This window comes from Rhodococcus sp. IEGM 1381 (genome assembly GCF_030056795.1).
In the GTDB taxonomy this organism is placed as follows: domain Bacteria; phylum Actinomycetota; class Actinomycetes; order Mycobacteriales; family Mycobacteriaceae; genus Rhodococcoides.
Window position 1 is genome coordinate 802,866 of sequence record NZ_JASHKQ010000001.1, and the last position, 20,777, is coordinate 823,642.

The following is a 20,777-nucleotide window of genomic DNA, read 5'->3' on the forward strand; positions in this document are numbered from 1 at the left end:
GTTATCGCCTGCTCCGCCATTAGTGCGGAGCAGGCGACAGCGTTTTCAGACGAGCGGCTTCAATGCCTTACCTGCGAGTTCGACGGCACCCGGCTGGTGGCCGTTGGTGATCAGGTTGATGATGACGCCGTCGATGCCCTGATCGAGGACGCGCTTCTGCACCTGCTCGGCGACATCGTCGGGGGTTCCGCAGAAGTGCCGATCGGTGGCCTTCGCGGCGTCCTCCTCGGACAGGTTCGTCAGGTCGAGGCCCTGCTTCAGCACGAACTCACGCTGCAGCTCCTTGGCCTTGTCGCCGTCCTCGTCGATGATGACGAAGGCGAGGAAGCTCGTTTCGAGGTCCTTCGGGTCGCGGTCGACCTCCTCGCACCGTGCTTGGACGGCAGCCATCTTACGAGGCAATTCCTGTGCGTCACAGATGATGTTGAGGTGATCGGCGAACTGGGCGGCCAGGCCGAACGTCTTCTTCTCGCCACCGCCGCCGAGCATGATCGGAAGATCGTCGCGGATGCGGGGCTCGTTCATCGCGTTTTCGACCTGATACCAGAGGCCGTCGAACGTGGGACGCTGTCCGCGCAGCATCGGTTCGATGATCTGCAGGGCCTCGTCGAGACGCTCGAACCGATCGGTGAACGTACCGAATTCGAGTCCGAAGCTCTGATGCTCGAGTTCGTACCAGCCGGCTCCGATGCCGAGAATCGCCCGACCGCCGCTGACGACGTCGAGGGTGGTGACGGTCTTGGCCAGGATCGCCGGATTGCGGTAGGTGTTTCCGGTGACCAAGGCGGAGAGCTGGATGGTGTCGGTGGCCGTCGCGAGGGCGGACAGCGCGGAGTAGGCCTCGAGCATCGGCTCGTCGGGCTTGCCGATTCCGGGAAGTTGGTAGAAGTGATCCATCACGAACGCGGTGTCGAACCCGGCCGCTTCGGCCTCGCGCGCCTGCGCGATGACCTGGGGAAAGAGTTCTGCGACCGAACCGTCGTAGCTGAAGTTGGGCATCTGGTAACCGAGGCGAATAGTCACGGAAGCCACGCTACTCGGATATCGGCCCGTGGCACGTGCGAGAGCGTGATAATTCGACGATGACCATCATGGATCTGACCAGGCAGCCCTTCTCCGGGTTTGCTGTCGACGACCTACCCGCGGCGCGAACCTTCTACGCCGAGACGCTGGAACTGACGGTGACCGACAACGAGATGGGGATGCTCGAACTGCACCTGGGGACGGGCGCGATCGTGCTGATCTATCCGCGTCCCGGTCACGTGCCCGCCCAGTACACTATCTTGAACTTCCCGGTTGCCGATATCGAGAGCGCCGTCGGTGCCCTGACCGCGAAAGGAGTTGCGTTCGAGCAGTATCCGGAGATGGGCACCGACGAGAAGGGCATCTTTCGACATGGTGGGCCGCTGATCGCCTGGTTCACGGACCCGGCGGGCAATGTGTTGTCGGTGTTGGAGGGCTGACCGCTAGGCGCCCGGGAGTGGAGCCTGCGGAACGACCCTCAAGCTGTCGGGGTTCCTTGGGCGAGGGTGACTGTGCCGGTGGTGGTTATGCCTGCGTCGTCAACCCATTCGACGACGGCGGAATCACCCGGGACGCGGCCGATGAGCGCCTGAGACAGATCCGACGAGGACTGCACCTCCGTTCCGTCGAGCGAGACGATGATGTCTCCCGCCGACAAGCCAAGAATTTCGGCCGGGGAATCGGAGTTCACCGAGACGACGGCAGCCCCGATCGCCGGCTTGTTGTCGAACACCGACACGTCACGTACCGAGACCCCGAAATACGGCGTCGGGCCCACATGCACTGTGCCGCCGGACTGCCCGGCCAGTACCTGATCGAGCACAGCAACCGCCTCGCCGATGGGGACAGCGTAGGCCTCGGGCGCCTGGGGCGGTACGAACTCGGTGCCGTTGCGTGCGTCGTCCGACAACCCGGCGGTGTTCACACCCACCACCCTGCCCCAGGCGTCGAACAGTGGCCCACCCGAATCCCCTGCTCGCACATCGGCATCGACGCGAATCATCTTGTCCAGCGTGTTCCGCGAGCCGTCCACCGAACTGCGGGTGCGCACCTGCTGATCGAGGGCGGTCACGGTGCCGGGTGCCGGCACCAATACTCCTGCGCCCGAGGCATTCCCGATGGCCGTGACGGCATCACCCACGTCGGGAAGTGGGTCCGGGGCCAACTCGACCACTGGCAGGTCGGCCGCGGTGATCAATTGCACGACCGCGACGTCACGAGATTTGTCGTAACCCAGCACGGTGGCGTCGTAGATCAGTCCGTTGCCCATGTTCACTGCGGTGATTTCGGTGGCGAACTCCACGACGTGGAAGTTCGTGAGCACGATCCCATCGGGAGCGACGACGAAGCCGGTGCCGGCGACCCCGGAGAAGCCGGCGGACGCCGACAGTGTGACGACGGCTGGATCGACCCGAGCCGAAAGCTCGTCGAGTGTCAGTGGTGGTGGTTCGACGACGGGAGCAACGGGTGGGACGGGTGCAGGCGCAGCAGCGAAGTCCGCGGTTCCGGGATCGAGTGGTGGCGTCGCGAACAGCCACACACCGGCAGCGACCAGCGTCAGAACCACCGCTCGTCCACCCGACCGCATAGAGATCGATTATGGTCCGGTGGCGTCGGAGGTGCCAGCTAGTTGACGATCACGGCCCGCGGAACGTCGGCGCGCAACGTGAAATCGGTGACGAATTCGCCATCCTCGGGTCCGTACCGGCTCTTGATGTCGTAGTTCTCGACGTCGAAAGCGTCGAGCGTGGGTGAGTGCGACGTGACGGCCATCGTCGCGCCGTCGACGTCGAATTGGAGCAGACGCTGAAAGCCGGTACTGCGTTCGCCGTCGACCTCGAAGTACTGGTAGTCGGCCAATAGCTGCACGACGGTACGGTCGGTGTCGCCGACATTTTCGTCGACCACGGCAACCTGGCCGTCCACGTGCCCGGACAATACGAGGAAGACCGACTCGTGCGGTACGACGAGTCGATTCCAGATCTGTTGACCCGAACTCGATCCGATATCGCCGAACCCCATCAGTTTCTTCTCGCCGAGTTCGTCGAGGTAGTAGTGCGTGCCGATGACGACGTTGCGGTCGGGGTGATCGTCGAGTACCCGTTCTGCCCACTGCATGACCTTCTCGGGTGGGTTGTAGCCGATGAAGAGCATGAGAAATTTCGCGCCGGCGATGTCGACCAGATCGTAGTGCGCCGAATTGTCCTCGGCGGTAAAGGAACCGCCCCAGTACGGCTGATCACGATAGCGCTGCGGGCCGAAGTACTCGTTGTAGAGCGCGTGATTCTTCTCGTGCTCACCGGGAACCAACTTGCCTGCTGCGTTCCAGATGTTGTCGTGGTTGCCGGGCAGCACGCCGTGGGCAATGCCGGCATCTTCCAGGATGCTCATGGACTCGCTGGCAGCCTCGAATTCCCTGCGCGCCTGGGTATCCGGGCGACCGGGGCTGATCCAGCTCTGAATGAGGTCGCCGGTGTGCATGCTGTAGTCGATCTTCAGCTCGTCGGCGTTGTCGGCAGTCCACTGCGTCATGTCCGAATACACACCGGGGTCGTCGCGAGAGATGTACTGGGTATCGGTGATGTGTTGGAGCGCGAAGTCGTAGGTGTCTGGGTCGGCGAAAGCCTTGTCGGGGGTGGCGTTGGTCTCGGCGAACGAACGGTCCACTCGGGGACTGTCGATGACGAGAACCTCGATAGTGCCGCTCTCACTGGCTACGTCGGCGCTGAGTTCGATCGGACCACCGGGTGTTGCAGGCTCTGCTGCTGCTAGCGCCGGACTCCAATCGGCCGTCGATTCGTTCCACACGTGCAATGCGAGATCGTTGGTGCTGACCGATCGACCGGACCACGTGAGCGTCGTTCTCTCGGTCCCAGGAACGACCGAGACGGTGTATCGCAGATACGGGTACTCGTCCCACCCGGAAGTCTGCATCTCGGTGGTCGACGATTCGACACCGAACTCGTGCGTTGTCGGATCCGGTACTGCGGCGATCCCCGCCACCATCGACGTGGTGATCGCTGCGGGCACCGTTGTCAACCCGACACCAGGTACCGCAGCGGCCTGGCGAGGTGCCGGCTGATCGCGACGCTCGGCTGCCGCGTCGGCACCAGTGAGGGCGAGCAGCACACAGGTCAGCGCCAGGGAGCCGAATGCCGATGGGCGCTTCATGTCTTCGAGGCTACCGATACCAGCGCCAGAGTCGCGGCGTCGACGGTAGCGCCCGTCTACAGTCAGCTCATGTCCGCGCAGCATCGACCTCGGGTTTCGATCGGTATTTCGGGCTGGACCTACGCGCCGTGGCGGGGAGATTTCTATCCGGCGGGCTTGGCGCATCGAAAGGAGCTCGGGTACGCGTCCGAACACCTGACGTCGATCGAGATCAACGGCACCTTCTACGCGATGCAGAAGCCGTCGAGCTTCACCAAGTGGCGCGACGAAACCCCCGACGACTTCGTCTTCTCCATCAAGGGTGGGCGATACGTCACGCACATCAAACGGCTCGTGGGCGTCGAGAGTGCACTCGCGAACTTCTTCGCCACCGGTGTGTTGACTCTGGGCGACAAACTGGGTCCGTTCCTGTGGCAGTTGCCGCCCAACCTCGAATTCGACGCGCAGAAAGTAGCGGACTTCTGTGCGCTATTGCCTCGAACAGTGTCAGCTGCAGTGTCGTTGGCGGAATCACGGGACGACAAGTTGGCAGAGGATCGAGTGCTGTTGCCTGCTGCGTCGTCTCTTCCACTTCGGCACTGCGTGGAGGCCAGACATCAGAGCTTCGCCTCCGACGAAGCGGTGGAGTTGTTGCGGCAAAACGATATTGCGTTCGTCGTTGCAGACACTGCCGGCAAGTATCCGTACGTCGATACTCCGACAGCGAATTTCATGTATGCCCGACTCCACGGCGACGAGGAGTTGTACGCCAGCGGCTACACCGATGAGGCGTTGGATCACTGGGCCACCAAGATCTCCGAGTGGACGTCGACGGGAAGGGACGTCTACGTGTACTTCGACAACGACATCAAGGGCTACGCGCCGTTCGACGCCATGAGGCTCATCGAGCGCGTCGGTAGGTGAGTATTCCGTTTTCTAGCATTTTCTCAATACTGGCTGGCGCGCGGCGCTGCTGTGAGCAGCGCTCCGAAGCAGGTTCCGGCAGCGACGAAGACCCTTTCACCGGCACACTGGAGCCATGGAGCTATTGGTTCTCGGCGGCAGCGACTTCGTGGGGCGAACGGCCGTCGAGCATGCCCTCGCCCTCGGATGGGACGTCACGGTGTTCAATCGCGGCACGACGGCGTCCGATCCTCGAGTCACGCAACTCCGCGGTGACCGGCGCATGGCCGACGGACTGGATTCGATTCGAGAACGCAACTGGGACATAGCCTTCGACACCTGGTCGTGGGAGCCCGGTGTAGTAACGCGGTCGGCTTCTGCGCTCGCCGATCGAGTGCGCAGCTACGTCTACGTTTCGAGCCGATCGGTGTACGACGCGCCGAGAGCAGGTGCGACCGAGACCTGGCCGACGGTCCAGGGGCCTGGCGATGACTACGCGCGATGCAAACTCGGTGGTGAGCAGGCCGCCGTCACGGCATTCGGATTTCGAGCCTTGCTGGTCCGGGCCGGATTGATCCTGGGACCGTACGAGAATATCGGTCGACTTCCATGGTGGCTGAACAGAATCGAGCGTGCGGGGGATGTACTTGCGCCCGGCCCCGCCGACCTGACACTGCAGTACATCGACGCCCGCGATCTTGTCGGTTGGAGTCTGGACGCGGCTGCCGGTGGGCTCGGGGGTCCGTACGACGTGGTGAGTCGGCACGGGCATGCAACGATGCGTGAGGTTCTGCAGGCTTGTGTTGCCGCGACTCGGTCCGATGCTCGCCTGCGTTGGGTGCAACCTGAAGTACTCGGTGCTGCCGGCGTGCAGCCGTGGACGGAGCTACCGATCTGGATTCCGCCTGGCGCAGATCATGACTCGTTGCACGCGTCCGACGTGTCGAAGGCATTCGCGGAGGGGCTTCGGGCACGGCCGATTCAGGAGACCGTCGCGGACACGTGGAGGTGGCTGCAATCGCTGAACGGGCGTGCCCCGGTGAGGGGTGATCGCCCGCCGGTCGGACTCTCCGCCGACCGTGAGGCGGCAATTCTCGCGGATGTGGGGCGTGCAGAGGGTCGCTGAACTCGACAGACGCGCGCGCATTTGCGGGAACCGGGACAGCTACGCCAATATTCGAGACTCTTGCGGAGATGCGAGAGAACGATAGAAAAGGCTACGGAGTGCAGAGTCTTCGCACGGCGGCCTCGATTTTCGACGCCCTGCGCTGAATTTCGGCGTCGTCGGCGGCTTCGCAGGCCCTACTCGGCGCGGTCATCCAGGCCGAGGTGATGCCGAACATCATGGTGATCAGGTCGTCGACGGTGAAGGCGTCGGAGATCAGTCCGTCTTGCTGTGCAGCTGCCATGGCGTTGCGCCGCTCCGCGATGACCGAGTGGATGTCGTCGGTGCCCGATGCTGCCATGCCGCCCTGGAGCTGGGTCCAGAGAAGTAGGCGGTGTTCCTCGGGATGCTCTGCGAGATGCAGGTATTCGCGCGCTGCATATCCGCCGAGGTCGTCGACCGCGAAGGGTACTTCTTCGATGAACCGTGCGAACCCATCTTCGACCACAGCTCGGAACAGGGTCTCTTTGTCGCCGAAGTATGCGTACAGGCGCTCCTTGCTGGCCTTGGCCGCAACTGCGATGCGATCGACTCGAGCGCCGGCCAGTCCGTGCACCGAGAACTCGTCACGGGCGGCGACGACGATGCGGGCGCGGGTCGCGCCGGCGTCAGGTTTCATGGCGGTCACCATACCCCCAACCAACTAGTTCGTTTGACACTCGGTGCCGAGTGGCTTACCTTTCAGCTCGGGACATTTTTCGTGCCCAGAATCAACGAGTACGAGTGGGGTAGAAACATGTCGCAGCACTCCGAGCGCGAAGCGCCGGATCTGAATCCGAACTACGAGCGCCGATGGCTGGTGCTGTGCATCGTCGCCATCACGCAGCTGACGATCGTGCTGGACGGCACCATCGTCAACATCGCGCTACCGCAAGCGCAGATCGACCTGGGCATCAGCGACACCAGCCGCACCTGGGTCATCACCGCCTACGCCCTGGCTTTCGGTGCGTTGCTGCTGCTCGGCGGCCGCATTGCGGACTACTGGGGACGCAAGCGCTCGTTCATCGTCGGCATGGCAGGCTTCGCCGTTGCTTCCGCCATCGGCGGACTCGCCCAGGAAGGTTGGCAGCTGTTCATCGCACGCGCCGGCCAGGGTGTTTTCGCTGCACTGCTCGCACCTGCAGCGCTGGCCATCCTGACGGTCACCTTCACCGACACCAAGGAGCGCGCCAAAGCGTTCGGTGTCTTCGGCGCAATTGCCGGCGGCGGCGCAGCCGTCGGTCTGTTGCTCGGCGGCGTGCTCACCGAGTACGCGAACTGGCGCTGGTGCCTGCTGGTCAACATCCCAGTCGCAGTGATCGCCATCGCCGCTGCAGTACCGCTGGTCAAAGAGAGCAAGGCGCACGGAGACACCCGCTACGACCTGCCCGGCGCGATCCTCGTCGCTCTCGGTCTGGCCTCGCTGGTCTACGGCTTCACCGAAGCCGAAGACGGTTGGGCGACGGTACCCACCATCACCTTCATCGCACTCGGACTCGCTCTGCTGGCCGCGTTCGTCGTGGTCGAATCCAAGTCCGCCAACCCGTTGCTCCCGATGAGCGTGCTGCTCGACCGTGACCGCGGTGCCGCGTACATCGGCTCGGCAGTCATCGGTGCGGCCCTGCTCGGTGGCACGTTGTACCTCACGTTCTACTTCCAGATCGTGCTCGAGATGAGCCCGGTGATCGCGGGCGTCGCGTCACTACCGATGACCGGCGGAATCCTGATCACCGCAGCGCTCGCGTCCGCACTCGTCCCGAAGATCGGACCCAAGCCGCTGATGGCCGTCGGCCCCGTCGTCTCGGCGATCGGCCTGCTCCTGCTGACGCAGATCGGCGTCGACACCTCGTACTGGACGCATGTGCTGCCCGGCGTCGTGCTGCTCGGCCTCGGTCTCGGCCTGTTGATGGTGCCGATGCAGAACGTCGCGCTCATCGGGGTCCCTGATCACGACGCGGGTGCCGCATCTGCGCTGATCAACGCCACGCTGCAGGTCGGTGGCGCTCTGGGCGCGGCAGTGTTCACCACGGTGTACACCTCGTCCAAGACCTCGTACCTGGCCGACAACCCGGCCCCGACTCCGCCCGCCGGAGTCCCCGCGGAAGCTCTCGCGGGCCAGGAGGTCCCCAGCGCCGAAGCATTGGCCGCGCTGCCGGAACCGATCCGCAACTTCGTACTCGCCACCATCGACCACGCGTTCGCGGCCGAAGTCTCCGGCTACGCCTGGGCCTTCGGAACCGCCGCCGTTCTGGTCGCGCTGGTGTGCCCGGTGGTACTCGGGCTCGTTCGTGCGAAGAGAGACGACCTGCCCGTCGGCGACACCCCAGTGCATATCGGATAGTTCTCGCTGGCCAAACCCCGCTGCTCACCCGTCGAGCAGCGGGGTTTGTCGTCGTGTGGGTCTCTACTCCGGGTCGATCGCGTCGGCCTGCGCGGTGAGCAGCATGTGCAACAACTCCGGCGGCAGGGCCATCGGAGGCATTGCACCGAGGGTGATGGAGTTCTCGGAATCTCCGTTCAGTTCCTCGACCTCGTCGTGCAAGCTCTCCATCTTCTCGTCCAGTTTGTTGGCCGTCTCGGCGGCCTCGGTCAGTTCCGCCAACAGGTTGGTCGGTATCTGCCCGCGATACTTGTAGAAGATCTTGTGCTCGAGGCTCGCCCAGAAGTCCATGGCAATCGTGCGGATCTGGAGTTCGACCAGTACCGGTTGGACGCGGTCGGACATGAAGACCGGGATTTCGACAATGAGGTGTAAACTCTTGTAGCCGTTGGCTTTCGGGTTCGCTATGTAGTCTTTGACCTCCACGACACGAATGTCGCTCTGACTGCTGAGCATGTCCGCAATGCGGTACGTGTCGGAGATGAAGCTGCAGGTGATGCGGACACCGGCAACGTCGAAGATGCTCTCGCGAATCGCGTCCAGGTTCAGTGCGCAGTTCTTGCGCTTGGCCTTGTCGAGGATGCTCTCGGGTGTCTTCAATCTCGACGACACGTGCTCGATGGGGCTGTATCGGTGGATGTGGGTGAATTCCTGCTTCAAGATGTTGATCTTGGTGATCAGCTCGTCGATGCCGAACTTGTAGCTCATCATGAAACGGGTGAAGTCGTGCCTCAGCTGCACCAGGTCGACGACGGTTTCACTGTTGCTCATGCTCCCGATTGTCCACGATCGGCGGTCGTGACCGCGCGGCGCGGGAATCGAAGCTGGCATCGCTGCACGTCGGCCCGAGTTCCGGGGTGAAACGCACAAGACCACAGCTCTCGCATTGATGCGTACGGTGATGCCCTCGCTCGCACGAGCACGCACGTGAACCCACCAACACCGAGCCGGCGACGAGCGGATGGCCGTTGGTGCAGTGGGTAGGTGCTCGTTCGGCCCACCGATCGCCGACGCGATAGAGCGATCCGGCAACCGGGTCGGTATCGCGCTCGCCGGATGCCATCGCGCGCAACCGCCTTCGAGAATGTCTACCGTCCGATGTGGACCGCCCGAAGTGGCTCGGCTGGCTGCGTCGCCAACTCCGGGGGCCTGCTCAGGTTAGCAGAAATCGAACGTATGTTCTAACGCTTGGTCAGAACCACGTCTTGCGGCCACCGACTGCGCGCCCCATCGAACCGAGCACCGTCAGAACCGCGCCGACGACCACCAGAATGATGCCGATAGTCGTCAAAATTGAAATGCCGGCGAAATAGCCGATGAGGGCGAGGATGATTCCGAGAACGATCATGACTACTCCTGGTGCCACTGTGAGCCCACTACCGACGAATGCCGATGGGACCGAAGCTACGCCACCGAGATGGAGGAATGGTCACAATTGCCGCTATTTCCCGGCATCCACTTTCGCTGCGAGGAAAGCCTCCGGGTCGATCAGATCCGACTGCCCGACGATCGATCCCAGGTCAGCGATACGTTCGATACCGGTGAGCACCATCTCCTCTTCCACGGTGCCCTCGGCGTAACCGTAGTAACAGGTCGACGTCGTGTGGTTGTGGTCCTTGTCGATGCGGTTGGCGCGGCCCTCGATCTGCCTGATGTCGATGGGTGTCCAACGAGGATCGTGGATCAGCGTCACGCGCGGGGCGAGAGTGGACACCTCCCCTTCGGGGAGCAGTAACTCGTTGGTGTGCAGGTTGATTGCGCTGGTGGTGGTCGAGACGATGACCGACGCGGCCCCGGTCTGAAAGCGTCTGATCGACGCCTCCTGCGCGGGGCTGCTCATGCTGCCGTCGACCACGGCAACATCGAGTCCCTCGTCCCGCAATGTCTGCGCGAGTGCCGCGACGGACTCGCGGTAGAACATCGAGACGAACACCTGGTTTCCGGCCTTGACCCACGTCCGCACCTGGTCCGCCGACGCGGGAATGCGCAAATACGAACACTTCTGGCGAAATCGCAGCGTCGCGGCGCGGGTACTGGGGTTCTTCTGCAGCACTCGCCTTCCACCGACCGCTTTCCAGTTCGGCAGGCCCATCTCCTTGCGATAGTCCACCCACGCGGAGTTGTACAGCCGCTTCTGCGCGGCGGTGAGTTCCTGGCCGAGTGGTTCCCGCGGAGTCGGTGGAGACGGCCGCGAAATCGACCACGGCACGGCACCTCCCGACAGCCAACCGTGCACCGATGCAATGTCGCCTGCCCGTTTGGCCGCGTCCTCCGGTTCCCACCGCCACGTGGTCAACCCCGTCGTCGCCTTGCCTGCCTTCACCGCGAACCCGGACTCGATGAGGAACTCCGCCCACTTCATCGTCACCGCATAGCCGAGATATTCGTCGTCGCCCAGGATCTCGACCCCACGACTGCGCTCGACCGCGCGAGCCATGTACGCGAAGTGCAGCGGCTGATACCCGGGAGTGGCAGACATCCACACCACGGATCGGGCTGCCTCTTGATACCGCCAGAGGATCTGCGACTGCTGCGATTCGATGTTCATCAACGCATGCGACTCGTCCGCGATCACCACATCGATGTCGAAACGCAGCTCGCCCAGCGAGATGGTTCGCTTGTTCTGTGTCCGTTTGCGTTTGCCCAGATCGGTCTCGGGCGGAACCGACAGCAGCTTCTTCGTCGACTGATAGGTGATCAGCAGCCAGCGCTTGCGATCGGACGGTTCGATGTCGGCTTCGCTGTCGGCGATGGTGCGACGCCATCCCGGCAACGCGCCCTTGGGCGCAACCACGAGTACGGTCCCGATTTCGGCCGCGGACATCTGCCGCACGGCCTCGCACACCGCAAGCGTCTTGCCCAGACCCGTCGAATCCATCTGCGCGAAGTACGGGAATCCCGCGTCGAGCGCGGCGAGATGGCGTCGTACGGATTCGAGTTGAGTTTCTCGGGGCTGCATCGCCCGCTCCCGAACCATCTCGTCGCGCCAGACATCGTTGGCATCGTCCTCGAGCCACCGTTGCAGGCTGTACGGCGTCGACTCGTAGGGCTGCAGATACTCCGGCAACTCGGTGCAGTAGTACGCGAACACCCTAGGCCCGGGATACCACCTCGCGCCAGCCGCACCCGCCGCCGATCGATCCTCGAACGGCACGTCCAGCACCCAGACACGCTCGCCGGGATCGGGAACCCGCAGATCCGGGGCTGCGGCCTTACGCGACGAGGTCTTGCGTGGAGCTGCCCGCTTGCGTGGTGCGGCTTTCTTCGCAGCGGCCTTCTTCGGAGCAGGCTCACCGTTCTTCGCAGCCGCGAACTTTCGCGCAGCACTGCTCTGCCCGGCCTTGACGGTGCGGGCAGTGGTGGATCGGGTTGTGCGTCTACGAGGTGGCATCGGATCCAGTCTGTCGTACGGTGTGCACGAACACCGTAAAGGAGCCCTGTGACATACCCGAACCACCCGCGCGCCGTAGTACTCGTCCACGATCAGGATCCAATCCTTGCGCGACGCGACATCGGCACTCTCGATGCCGAATTGCGCACCAGGGGTTTCCAGTTGGACGTGCACTCCTTCGACCACAGCCCCGACGTCGCACCGCCGTTGCTGTCCGACGCGCAGTTGGTGGTGGTCATGGGCTCACCCGATGCCGCCTACGACGACACGCTGCCGTGGCTCGCGCCGGAGATTGCCTACGTGCAGGACGCGATCGATGGCCAGGTCCCGATTCTCGGTGTGTGCTTCGGCGGGCAGTTGCTCGCACGGGTACTCGGCGGCACCGTCCGTCAGTCCGAGCATCCCGAGTACGGATTCGTCCAGGTCGATACCTCCGATCCCGAGCTCGTCGCTCGAGGCCCGTGGATGGAGTTCCACGGCGACACGTTCACCGCTCCCCCGCAGGCGACGGTGATCGCCCGGAACGCGGCCGCGCAACAGGCATTCGTCTGCGGCCCGCACCTCGGGTTGCAGTTCCACCCCGAGATCGACCTCGACACCTACGACGCGTGGGCGGCCGCGTGGGACCGCGACGGCGTCGAACACGGGGTGGACGTGCACGAGATCAGGAGAGATATCGCCGACGCGGAACTCGCAGCTCGGGCGCGGTGCTCGGCTCTGCTGGACGCCTTTCTCGCCCGATCCTCGGCGGTGCCCCGGTAGGGTCGAACGATGACCGAGGCCAGGCCCAGTAACTTCAGTGATCACCAACTCGGCATCTACGCCGCCGGGATGTTCGCGCAGCAGACACCGCCGATCACCACCAACCTGGCAAGGCTGGAGGACCAAGCTGCCGAGAAGCTTTCGCCCGAGGCCTTGGGCTACATCGTCGCCAGCGCGGGCAGCGGATCGACGGCGCGGGCGAACCGGGCGGCGTTCGACAAATGGGCCATCACGCCGCGGATGCTGCGCAGTTCAGCCTCGCGTGATCACGCATGCACCGTGCTCGGCACCGATATGCCGGCTCCGCTGCTGATCGCGCCCGTCGGCATCCAGACTCTCGCCCATCCCGACGGTGAGCTCGCGACGGTTCGAGCGGCTGCGGAACTCGGTGTGCCGTATATTCATTCGACGCAGGCATCGCATTCGTTCGAGCAGATCGCCGAGGCAGGCGGAGATGCTCCGCGCTGGTATCAGTTGTACTGGCCGACAGACGAATCGGTACTGCTGAGCTTCCTGCAGCGCGCGAAGGACACCGGGTTCACCACATTGGTGCTGACTCTCGACACCACGTTGCTGGGCTGGCGGCCCGCCGATCTCGACCGCGGCTACCTCCCGTTCCTGGCCAACCTCGGCATCGAGAACTACCTGACCGACCCGGCGTTCCAGGCCGGACTGGCGCAGCCCGTCGAGGAGAATCCGGTTGCCGCCGCGATGCATTGGGCGCAGATGTTCCCCAACCCCGGTTTGTCGTGGAAGAACCTGGCCTTCCTGCGCGAGCACTGGAGCGGCCCGATCGTGCTCAAGGGAATCTGCACCGTCGGCGACGCCCGTGAAGCAGCAGCCCACGGCGTCGACGGCATCGTGGTCTCCAACCACGGCGGCCGTCAGGTCGACGGGGCCAGAGCGTCACTCGACGCCTTGCCGTCCATCGTCGACGCGGTCGGAGACGTTCTGACGATCCTGTTCGATTCCGGTGTGCGCACCGGTGCCGACATGGCCAAGGCGTTGGCGCTCGGAGCGGATGCGGTCTTGCTCGGCCGACCGTTCCTGTACGGTCTCGCGCTCGGTGGGCAAGAAGGCGTCGCACACGTATTACGTTGCCTGCTCGCGGAATTCGATCTGGTGACGAGTTTGTCGGGTCACACCGGTGCCGGCGAACTCGGCCTCGACTCCATCATGGAGTCCTGATGGAGTGGACGAAGCACGCTATCTGGTGGCACCTGTACCCACTCGGCTTCACCGGTGCGCCGGTACACGGATGGGACGGTGAATCCCAGTCGGATTTGCACCGGCTGAACAGAATCGAGAAGTGGCTCGACTACGCACTCGAACTCGGTGCGTCGGGCATTGCCCTCGGGCCGATCTTCGAGTCCGAGAAGCACGGCTACGACACGGTCGACTACTTTCATGTCGACGGCAGGCTCGGTACCGACGAGGACATCGACTCCTTGATCACCGCCGCGCACGGTCGAGGCCTGAAGGTCATGTTCGACGGCGTCTTCAACCATGTGGCACAGAGCTTTCCGAAGTTTCGCGAGGCCCTGTCCGAGGGCCCGGACTCCGAGGCCGCCGGGTGGTTCCACCTCGACTGGTCCGGCGACGAGCCGACGCATCGCAACTTCGAGGGCCACGACGAACTGGTGGCACTCAACCACGAGAGCCCGCACGTGCAGGAGTACGTCGTGAACGTGCTCTCGCACTGGCTCGAACGCGGCGTCGACGCCTGGCGGCTCGACGCGGCCTACGCGGTACCGCCGCGCTTCTGGGCCGCGGTACTGCCGAAGGTCCGCGAGAAGCATTCGGACGCATACTTTCTCGGTGAGGTCATTCACGGTGACTACGACCGGATCGTCTCGGCCTCCACGTTGGATTCGGTTACCCAGTACGAACTGTGGAAGGCGATCTGGAGTGGCCTGAGCGAGAAGAACTTCTTCGAGCTCTCGCACGCGTTGGAGCGTCACAACGGGTGGCTCGACGCGTTCGTGCCCGCCACGTTCGTCGGAAATCACGACGTCAATCGCATCGCCAGCGTCGTGGAGGACGAGCGACATCTGGTGCACGCATTGGTGGTCCTGTTCACCGTGGGCGGGATGCCGATGATCTACTACGGCGACGAACAGGCGTTCCGCGGCATCAAGGAAGATCGCGTCGGCGGTGACGACGACGTGCGTCCCGAGTACCCCGAATCCCCGGATGATCTGGCCCCGTACGGTTGGCCGGTCTATCGCGTGCATCAGGAGTTGATCGGAGTACGGCGTCGCAATCCGTGGTTGCACTCCGCGCGCACCGAGACGCTCGAGCTCACCAACACGGCGCTGCTCTACCGCGTGTCCGGGGACGACAATTCGATGACGGTGGCGCTCAACCTCGGCGACGATGCCATCGACTACGCGGCTCAGGGCAGCGAAGTACTGGCCGGTGAGGCGCACCTGAACGACGGCCGGGTGAGCGTTCCGCCGCACGGCTGGGCCGTCATCGGCTGATAGTTCTGGCTGCTTTCGCGCGATCGAAGAACGCCATCAGTTGCGGTAATTGTTCGTCGGTGACGGTGAGGATCATTCGATCGCCGTTGACGTGGATGCCGCCATCCGCGGTGCGCAGGCCGATGGTGAGCTTGGTGCCGCGGCGAGTCTGCTTGGCGTCGACACCGAGCTGGTCCACGTGCCAGCGACACCGGCCGCCAGAGGCGACGGTCACGGCAGCATCGAACACGTCGACCGTGCGATGGTCCAGGACGAAAATGACGTTCTCGTCGAGGCGATACTCCAGGTAGACGCGTTCGGCCATGGCGGCACAGTAACTCGTGATGGTCGTATTCAGGTATCTATCGATGACGCTAAAGAGTCGTAGCGACGGCAATGGAGCGCCGAATCGAGGCCGGTGGGTACAGTCGACCGCGACACGGGGTGCCCGGCAGGGCTGAGATCACACCCGTCGAACCTGATCTGGTTAGGACCAGCGAAGGGAATGTCGTGATTTTCGGTATTCCTGTCCCCTCGTAACGGTCCCGACCTCGAACGAGAGGCGAGGCGCATGAAAATCGACGAGCAGACAGTGTTGATCACCGGCGGCGGCCGCGGACTGGGAGCAGCGATCGCCGCTGCTTTCGCCGGTGAGGGCGCACGCGTGGTGATCGACTACCGCAAAAGCCGTGATGCTGCGGAGGCGCTGGCCGCCAGGCTCGGTGATAACGCGATTGAGGTGCAGGGCGACGTGACCGACGAGGGTGACGTGGCCGGGCTGTTCGACACCGCACGAACACATTTCGGCACTCCGATCACGACCGTCGTCAATAACGCGCTGGCCGATTTCTCGTTCGACGGAGATGCACGGCCGAAAGCCGACACCATTACCTGGGAGCGGTTCGACGCACAGCTGCGTGGCAGTGTCCGTGCGGCATTGCTCACCACCCAGGCTGCCTTGCCGGGTATGCGCGAGGCGGGCTTCGGCCGAATCATCAACGTGGGCACCAACTTGTTTCAGAATCCGGTGGTGCCGTACCACGACTACACCGCGTCCAAGGCCGCACTGCTCTCGCTGACCCGCACTCTGTCCGCGGATCTTGGCGTAGACAACATCACCGTCAACATGGTCTCGGGTGGACTGCTGCGCACCACCGACGCCAGCGCCGCCACCCCGGCCGAGGTATTCGACTTCATCGCAGCCTCGACCCCGCTGCAACGCGTCACCACCCCGGAAGAGTTCGCCGACGCCCTGTTGTTCTTCGCCTCGCCGTGGGCGCGGTCGGTGACCGGCCAGAATCTCGTCGTCGACGGCGGCCTGGTCAAGAACTGACATGCACCTCAACGCTTTTCTCTACGGTTGCGGCCACCACAGCGCCGCGTGGCGTCATCCCGATTCGCGAGTGGAGGATCTCGGCGACATCTCGTACTACGAGGAACTCGCGCAACTCGCCGAACGGGGCAAGTTCGATGCGGTGTTCTTCGCCGACGGACATTCGGTGCGCGACCCCGCCGGTGCAGGCACCTGGTTCCTCGAGCCGATCACCGCGTTGTCGGCCATGGCCAGGGCCACCACGCACATCGGTCTCATCACCACGGTGTCGTCGACGTTCTACACCCCGTTCCATGCCGCGCGCATGCTGGCGTCGTTGGATCACATCAGCGGTGGCCGGGCGGGCTGGAACGTCGTCACTTCCATGTTCGACGCCGAAGCGCGCAATCACGGGATGGATGTCATCCCGGCTCGCGAGGAGCGCTATGCCCGCGCGGAGGAGTTCGTCGATACTGCACTGGCGCTGTGGGATTCGTGGGACGCCGATGCGTTGACGCTCGATCGCGCCGGAGCGTATGCAGACCCGGCCAAGGTGCATGCCATCGATCACGAGGGCAAACATTTTCGCGTCGACGGTCCGTTGACGGTGCCGCGTTCACCGCAGGGTCGGCCGGTGCTGTTCCAAGCCGGGGCGTCGGGTCCGGGTCGCGATCTCGCCGCGAAGTACGCCGAGGCCATCTATGCCGTCGCCTACGATCTCGTTGCAGCGCAAAACTATTACGGCGACGTGAAGTCGAGAATCGATCGAGCCGGTCGTGACAGCGCGGCAGTGGGAATCATGCCGGGTTTGGTGACGTACATCGGATCGACGATGGCCGAGGCCCGACGCAAGAAGGCCGAACTGGATCGGCTGCTACCTACCGAGCAGTCACTGGCAATGTTGTCGACCTTCACCGGACAGGACTGTGCTGGTTGGGAACTCGATGAACCGGTACCCACGCTACCGCCGGCAGTAGAGTTCACCGGACCGCAGGGCCGCTACGAGACGATTCTGCGCATCGTAGAGAAGGATCGCCCCACCGTGCGTGAGTTGCTCGGCACCCTCGCGGCCGGTGGTGGGCACGCCACGATGATCGGCACGCCCGAGTCCATCGCCGACGAGATGGAATCGTGGATCGGTCGCGGTGCCGACGGATTCAACCTGATGTGCCCGCGCTACCCGGACTCGCTCGTTGACTTCGCCGATCAGGTGGTCCCTATCCTGCAGCAGCGCGGCCTCTTTCGATCCGAATACACGTCGTCCACGCTGCGCGGGCATCTGACCGGATGACCTGAAGGTTCAGCCCAGCGAGTCGATGAACTCTCGCGTCAACCGTGCGATGTCGTCGGCATGGGAGATCGGCGACCAATGCCCCGCTGGAATGTCGTTGCGGGTCAAGTTCTTCACCCACTTGCCGGTGTCGTCATAGTGGTACGGACGCACCGCGACGTCCTCGGTGTTGACGATCAGGTGGACGGGGATGTCGATGTATCGATTCCGCGGATTGGTCAGTAGCGGAATGATGTTGGCCCGATACAGATTGGTGCCGTTGGTGGCATCCGACCACAGCGTGGGGTTCTGAGTGACGAGCTTCGGGTCGACTCCCGAGAACTCCTCGAGGAACGCCGGCCAACCCTTGGCGAACTGCCGCTTGATCCGCAGCGTGGACAGACCGGGGATATGGAAGGTGACGGTGTACCAGGACGCTCGCGTCTGGGCTAGGACCTGCTTGATGCCGGTGAGCGTCGGACGACGCAGGCGCGACTGCGACCACTTACCGAGATGGTCGAGGTTCGGTCCCGAAATCGATGTGTAGGAACGAATTCGATCCTTCGCCTGGGGTTGGGCTGCGGCCTCCCATACCTCCACGGCGCCCCAGTCGTGCGCGAGTGCGTGAACGGGAGCATCGGGGCTGACCGCATCGGCGACGGCATAGAAGTCCGACGCCAGTCGCGCCAACTTGTACGCCGACTGCTCGGTGGGAACCGAGCTCTCGCCTGCACCGCGGGAGTCGTAGCTGATCACCCGAAAGCGGTCCTCGAGCTGGGGCACGATGTGGCTCCACAGCTCGTGGGTATCGGGCCAACCGTGCACGAGGACGATGGGGTCACCTTCGGGGTTGCCGCTCTCGAATACCGCCAGTCGGATTCCCTCGTTGACGACCGTCGTGCGAACCGCGTTGCTGCTCAAGAGGTTTCCGTTCTATAGATCGAGGACGAGACGTGCGCTGCGTGCGCGGGAGACGCAGATGAGCATGTGATCGCGCTGCTCTTCGGGGGTCAATCGTGTTTCCAGGTGCTCGGGCTCACCGGAGAGCACCCGCACCTTGCAGGTGCCGCAAAAGCCCTGCTGGCACGAGTACGCGATATTGGGCTTCTGTTCCTTGACTGCGGTCAACACGGAGGCGTCGGCGGCCACGTCGAGCACAGCCCCACTGCTGATCAACTGCACCTCGAACGGGTGGCCGTCGAGAATCGGCGGCGGGCCGAAGCGCTCGAAATGCAGTGCGGTGGAGGGGCACTGACTGAAGTCGCGGCGGACGGCGTCGAGCATGGGGGTGGGGCCGCAACAATAGACGGCACCGCCGGCCGGGGCGCGCTCTAGTAGCTCGCCTTCACCGGGGTATCCGTGCACGTCGTCGGTCCGGATGAACACGCGATCTGATTCCCAGCTCTCGATCTCGTCGAGAAAGGGCATCGTGTCGCGGGAGCGACCGCAGTACACGAATTGCCAGTCCATGCCGAGAATCCTTGCGGCACGAACCATTGCGATGATGGGAGTGATACCGATACCACCCGCGATGAACAGGGCGCTGCCCTCACCGACGAAAGGGAACCCGTTGCGAGGGCCGCGGACGGTGACCTCGGTGCCTGGCTCCAGGCCGTGCATCTCGATGGATCCACCTGCGCCGGTCGGGATTCGGCGCACTGCGATGCGATAGGAGCTTCGGTCGGAGGGGTTGCCGCACAACGAGTACTGCCGACGACGGCCCGAGGGCAGGTGCAGATCGAGGTGACAGCCCGGGTGCCAGATCGGCAGTTGAGCCCCCGTCGGCGACGCGAGGGTGAGGGCAGCGACATCGTTGTCCTCGGCGACGATCTCCCGATCGGTGACGACCAGCGTCAACGCGGAATCGGGATTGTGGCCGGCAACGGCGTCGTCGTACTCCGCACGTGCTGCGGCGTGCATGTACCCGTTGAGGAACGTACCGAGCAGCTGCATCGAGCGATCGGGACGTGCTCGTCCGCGCAGGTCGGGCGGCGCATCCTTCGGGAGCAGCCGAGGGACGCGACGTGAAGTGAGTTTCACCGCGCCGCAGCCTGCGCGGCAGGCGAGGACGCGAGGTACCGGACGGCCTGCGCGGTGGAGCCCTCCTGGCTGGGGTGGTAGGACTTCTTGAGGTAGCGCGACATGCTGCGACCGACGTGCGTCAGCGCAGGCAATGTGCCACGACGGACCGATTTTCTCCACAGCGCAGAACGAGGTTTACGGGTGGACTTCGGCGCGGTCTGGAGCTCCGGGTCGTTCTTCATCAGGAAGATGATTCCGCGCATCCAGATGTATCCCACCAACGGTACGACCACCACGAATGTGCGCAACCGACGAACCTCGCGCTTGTCGAAGTACCGCAACGTGTCGTAGGCGACCGAGCGGTGCTCGACCTCTTCGGCACCGTGCCAGCGCAGTAGATCGAGCATGGTGGGGTGGATACCTGCACGATCGAGGCCGTCGGCGTTGAGTACCCAGTCGCCGAGGAATGCCGTTACGTGTTCGATGGCGGCGATCAGGGCCAGGCGCTCGACCAGATTGTTCTTGGACCGCAAGCTCGTCACCGAATCGGATCCGAGCACCTTGCCGAAGGCCCATTCCATCTGGTCGGTGAACGGTGTGGGGTCCAGCCCGTTTGCCCGGAGGTGCACGAGTACCCCGGTGTGGGCCTCGGCATGGACGGCTTCCTGGCCGATGAAGCCGATGACGTCGTCGCGGAGCTTCTCGTCGTCGATGTAGGGCAGCGCTTCTTTGAAGGTGTCGACGAACCAGTGCTCGCCGGCCGGAAGGATCAGGTGCAGCACGTTGAGAACGTGCGTGGTGTACGGATCGCCCGGCACCCAGTGCATCGGCAGATCACTCCAGTCGAACTTGACGTTCCTGGCTTGCAGCATCACTTCGCCGGGATCCGATGCAACAGTCTTCCGTTGGCTCATCGAGTCCACCTCCTCCACTCCGCATGTGTGGCCGATGCCACAGA

20 protein-coding genes and 1 riboswitch are annotated in these 20,777 nt (G+C 63.8%); of the genes, 9 read left to right on the forward strand and 11 right to left on the reverse strand.

All coding sequences use genetic code 11. From position 1 onward, the window contains the following. Nucleotides 1-45: 45 nt before the first annotated feature. Complete coding sequence (locus QM797_RS03940; RefSeq protein WP_032379391.1) at nt 46-1,023, reverse strand: LLM class F420-dependent oxidoreductase; 978 nt, start codon at nt 1,021-1,023, stop codon at nt 46-48. 59 nt (nt 1,024-1,082) lie between these two features. Here QM797_RS03940 and QM797_RS03945 point away from each other — a divergent pair, with 59 nt between their 5' ends. Continuing rightward, nucleotides 1,083-1,463: a VOC family protein gene (locus tag QM797_RS03945; RefSeq protein WP_283273829.1), complete on the forward strand. Its 381-nt coding sequence runs from the start codon at nt 1,083-1,085 to the stop codon at nt 1,461-1,463. A 38-nt stretch (nt 1,464-1,501) separates the two neighbouring features. Here the strand turns inward: QM797_RS03945 and QM797_RS03950 are convergent, their stop codons facing one another. After that, the gene (locus QM797_RS03950; protein ID WP_283273830.1) at nt 1,502-2,611 is read right to left on the reverse strand and encodes a S1C family serine protease; all 1,110 of its coding nucleotides are present in this window, start codon (nt 2,609-2,611) and stop codon (nt 1,502-1,504) included. Nucleotides 2,612-2,649: 38 nt separating this feature from the next. Then, nucleotides 2,650-4,194: a metallophosphoesterase gene (locus QM797_RS03955; RefSeq protein ID WP_283273831.1), complete on the reverse strand. Its 1,545-nt coding sequence runs from the start codon at nt 4,192-4,194 to the stop codon at nt 2,650-2,652. A 69-nt stretch (nt 4,195-4,263) separates the two neighbouring features. Here QM797_RS03955 and QM797_RS03960 point away from each other — a divergent pair, with 69 nt between their 5' ends. Continuing rightward, nucleotides 4,264-5,097, forward strand: a complete 834-nt coding sequence (locus tag QM797_RS03960) for a DUF72 domain-containing protein (RefSeq protein WP_283273832.1) — start codon at nt 4,264-4,266, stop codon at nt 5,095-5,097. 115 nt (nt 5,098-5,212) lie between these two features. After that, nucleotides 5,213-6,202, forward strand: coding sequence for an NAD-dependent epimerase/dehydratase family protein (locus tag QM797_RS03965; RefSeq protein WP_283273833.1), 990 nt, complete (start codon nt 5,213-5,215; stop codon nt 6,200-6,202). A gap of 91 nt (nt 6,203-6,293) precedes the next feature. Here QM797_RS03965 and QM797_RS03970 read toward each other — a convergent pair whose 3' ends face one another. Continuing rightward, nucleotides 6,294-6,860, reverse strand: a complete 567-nt coding sequence (locus tag QM797_RS03970; RefSeq protein ID WP_283273834.1) for a TetR family transcriptional regulator — start codon at nt 6,858-6,860, stop codon at nt 6,294-6,296. 81 nt (nt 6,861-6,941) lie between these two features. Here QM797_RS03970 and QM797_RS03975 point away from each other — a divergent pair, with 81 nt between their 5' ends. Then, on the forward strand, nt 6,942-8,561 hold the full coding sequence (locus QM797_RS03975) for an MFS transporter (RefSeq protein WP_283273835.1): 1,620 nt from the start codon (nt 6,942-6,944) through the stop codon (nt 8,559-8,561). A 63-nt stretch (nt 8,562-8,624) separates the two neighbouring features. On the opposite strand, the gene QM797_RS03980 is transcribed toward QM797_RS03975, so the two are convergent. The 3 genes from QM797_RS03980 to QM797_RS03990 all read right to left on the reverse strand — a co-directional run bounded on the left by QM797_RS03980 (nt 8,625) and on the right by QM797_RS03990 (nt 11,991). After that, nucleotides 8,625-9,371 carry a GTP pyrophosphokinase gene (locus QM797_RS03980; RefSeq protein ID WP_283273836.1) on the reverse strand — a complete coding sequence of 249 codons (747 nt, stop codon included), beginning with the start codon at nt 9,369-9,371 and terminating at the stop codon, nt 8,625-8,627. A 421-nt stretch (nt 9,372-9,792) separates the two neighbouring features. Beyond that, nucleotides 9,793-9,948: a DUF6131 family protein gene (locus QM797_RS03985; RefSeq protein ID WP_317805589.1), complete on the reverse strand. Its 156-nt coding sequence runs from the start codon at nt 9,946-9,948 to the stop codon at nt 9,793-9,795. A gap of 93 nt (nt 9,949-10,041) precedes the next feature. Beyond that, on the reverse strand, nt 10,042-11,991 hold the full coding sequence (locus QM797_RS03990; RefSeq protein WP_283273838.1) for a helicase-related protein: 1,950 nt from the start codon (nt 11,989-11,991) through the stop codon (nt 10,042-10,044). A gap of 48 nt (nt 11,992-12,039) precedes the next feature. On the opposite strand from QM797_RS03990, the gene QM797_RS03995 reads away from it, so the two are divergent. The 3 genes from QM797_RS03995 to QM797_RS04005 are packed head-to-tail and all read left to right on the forward strand — an operon-like array spanning nt 12,040 to nt 15,236. Further along, entirely contained in the window at nt 12,040-12,753 is a 714-nt protein-coding gene (locus tag QM797_RS03995; protein ID WP_283273839.1) for a type 1 glutamine amidotransferase, read from the forward strand. 9 nt (nt 12,754-12,762) lie between these two features. Continuing rightward, nucleotides 12,763-13,941 carry an alpha-hydroxy-acid oxidizing protein gene (locus QM797_RS04000; protein WP_283273840.1) on the forward strand — a complete coding sequence of 393 codons (1,179 nt, stop codon included), beginning with the start codon at nt 12,763-12,765 and terminating at the stop codon, nt 13,939-13,941. Continuing rightward, the gene (locus tag QM797_RS04005) at nt 13,941-15,236 is read left to right on the forward strand and encodes an alpha-amylase family glycosyl hydrolase (RefSeq protein WP_283273841.1); all 1,296 of its coding nucleotides are present in this window, start codon (nt 13,941-13,943) and stop codon (nt 15,234-15,236) included. The genes QM797_RS04000 and QM797_RS04005 overlap by 1 nt, the downstream gene beginning before the upstream one ends. On the opposite strand, the gene QM797_RS04010 is transcribed toward QM797_RS04005, so the two are convergent. Beyond that, nucleotides 15,226-15,540: a hypothetical protein gene (locus QM797_RS04010; RefSeq protein ID WP_283273842.1), complete on the reverse strand. Its 315-nt coding sequence runs from the start codon at nt 15,538-15,540 to the stop codon at nt 15,226-15,228. The two genes, QM797_RS04005 and QM797_RS04010, sit on opposite strands and share 11 nt — an antisense overlap. A gap of 105 nt (nt 15,541-15,645) precedes the next feature. Next, nucleotides 15,646-15,738: riboswitch (TPP riboswitch) on the forward strand. Nucleotides 15,739-15,786: 48 nt separating this feature from the next. On the opposite strand from QM797_RS04010, the gene QM797_RS04015 reads away from it, so the two are divergent. Beyond that, entirely contained in the window at nt 15,787-16,548 is a 762-nt protein-coding gene (locus tag QM797_RS04015) for a 3-oxoacyl-ACP reductase (RefSeq protein ID WP_283273843.1), read from the forward strand. A gap of 1 nt (nt 16,549) precedes the next feature. Beyond that, nucleotides 16,550-17,818 (forward strand): LLM class flavin-dependent oxidoreductase, encoded by a 1,269-nt coding sequence (locus tag QM797_RS04020; protein WP_283273844.1) that lies wholly within the window; start codon nt 16,550-16,552, stop codon nt 17,816-17,818. Nucleotides 17,819-17,827: 9 nt separating this feature from the next. On the opposite strand, the gene QM797_RS04025 is transcribed toward QM797_RS04020, so the two are convergent. The 3 genes from QM797_RS04025 to QM797_RS04035 are packed head-to-tail and all read right to left on the reverse strand — an operon-like array spanning nt 17,828 to nt 20,733. Continuing rightward, nucleotides 17,828-18,718, reverse strand: a complete 891-nt coding sequence (locus tag QM797_RS04025) for an alpha/beta fold hydrolase (RefSeq protein WP_283273845.1) — start codon at nt 18,716-18,718, stop codon at nt 17,828-17,830. Between the two features lie 12 nt (nt 18,719-18,730). Beyond that, a complete protein-coding gene (locus QM797_RS04030) occupies nt 18,731-19,837 on the reverse strand; it encodes a PDR/VanB family oxidoreductase (protein ID WP_502942257.1) in 1,107 nt (368 codons plus the stop codon). After that, entirely contained in the window at nt 19,834-20,733 is a 900-nt protein-coding gene (locus QM797_RS04035) for a metal-dependent hydrolase (RefSeq protein WP_283273846.1), read from the reverse strand. Before QM797_RS04035 ends, QM797_RS04030 begins: the two co-directional genes overlap by 4 nt. Nucleotides 20,734-20,777: the final 44 nt, after the last annotated feature.